We start from the raw sequence: 1,641 nt of genomic DNA, 5'->3' as shown, positions 1-1,641 counted from the left end.
TTGCGTAAACATAATGTAGAGATGCTAACGTTAGGGCAATACATGCAACCGAGTAAGCATCATCTTGCGGTTAAACGCTATGTACCTCCAGAAGAGTTTGATGAGCTGGGTATTATCGCTAAAAGGCTTGGTTTTACTCATGCTGCGTGTGGCCCTTTGGTACGTTCAAGTTACCATGCAGATCTTCAAGCCTCGGGTAAAGAAATAAAATAATAAAACCGTATAGGATAAAACATGAATAAGAAATTTAATCCCGAAAAAGTCATCGATGTTGTTCACTGGAATGATAGCCTATTTTCTTTTAAAACCACACGCAGCCAAGGACTCCGCTTTAGAAATGGGGAATATATCATTATTGGCTTAGCGCAAGATGATGCTAGACCGATCTTACGTGCTTATAGCATCGCTAGTGCAAACCATGAAGATTATTTAGAATTTTTCAGTATTAAAGTTGAAGGCGGTGCTTTCACCTCTAAATTACAACATTTAGCGATTGGTGATGAAGTTATTATTGGCAGTAAACCAACCGGAACCGTGGTTATTGATGATTTACGCGATGGTCGAAACTTATTGTTAATTGGCACTGGCACAGGGCTAGCTCCCTTTTTAAGTATTATCAAAGATCCCGAAACTTATGAACGTTTTGAAAAGGTTATATTATTCCATGGCGTAAGATATGCCAATGAATTAGCATATAAAAACATAATCACTGAAGATCTGCCTAATCACGAATATCTGGGTGAAATGATTACTGAACAGCTCATCTATTATCCATGTGTCACACGAGAGCCTTATAAAAATCAAGGACGAATAACTGATTTATTGCGAACGGGAAAGTTATCTCTTGACCTTGGTATAGCTAAACTTGACCCAGAGTTTGATCGTGTGATGTTGTGCGGTAGTCCTTCAATGTTAAAGGATACCTGTACCATTCTAGATGAAAAAGGCTTCAAGGAAAGTCCTAAAAAAGGAATACAAGGTGACTACGTTGTTGAAAGAGCTTTTGTTGAAAAATAACAGGTTTATTCCATGAAAAAATAGGTAGCAAGGGTCTAAATATTGCTGGTTGCATTTATCAAGTTATCTGAATTTGGCTATAAAAAAACGAATAAAATTAAAAAATAACAGGTGTTTTCATACCTAAAAAAAGAGTGGTGGTCAATTGCATATTATCATGTGTGGCAATTGAGGTTGAAAATCGAACTGACCGATAAAACGATTGAAAAATATTATTCGAGTGATGTACTGAATCTAATTCGTACACCACCACCTATTTTTTACATAGGACCTAAAAATAAGAAAAAAATACAATGAAACCTACGCACGATAATTTGTTAGAATGTTTGAGTCAGGCATTTCCCGATGCTATTATCGAGATTGAGGACGAGAGCGAATAGCATACTGGTCAAGTAGACGCTGACCATTATCGAGTTCAAGTGCTTGACGCCAGATTCAATAGATTACATCGTATAGTCCGGCATTGTCTTATTTATAATGCAATGTCTAACTGGAGGTCAGAACAGGTGTATGCACTTAATATTATTCCTATGACTCTAAAAGAAGCTGCACAGGCAAAGAATGATCCACTCACAGCTGCGCGGCTTGATATCGAGTATGTAACCAATGTGTTTTACGTCGGTT

General features: G+C 37.4%; 1 protein-coding gene and 2 pseudogenes. All 3 read left to right on the top strand.

Features of this window, described 5'->3' with window-relative positions; all coding sequences use genetic code 11:
• Window positions 1-213 (top strand): annotated as a pseudogene (locus tag H4J67_RS19850) (lipoyl synthase); the annotation flags it as partial.
• A 21-nt stretch (window positions 214-234) separates the two neighbouring features.
• Entirely contained in the window at window positions 235-1,017 is a 783-nt protein-coding gene (locus H4J67_RS19845; protein WP_182175636.1) for a ferredoxin--NADP reductase, read from the top strand.
• Between the two features lie 407 nt (window positions 1,018-1,424).
• Window positions 1,425-1,641, top strand: a pseudogene (locus H4J67_RS21345) (BolA/IbaG family iron-sulfur metabolism protein); the annotation flags it as partial.

Source organism: Colwellia sp. BRX10-4 (genome assembly GCF_014077465.1).
Lineage (GTDB): Bacteria > Pseudomonadota > Gammaproteobacteria > Enterobacterales > Alteromonadaceae > Colwellia_A.
This window is presented reverse-complemented; position numbering and strand designations above follow the sequence as displayed.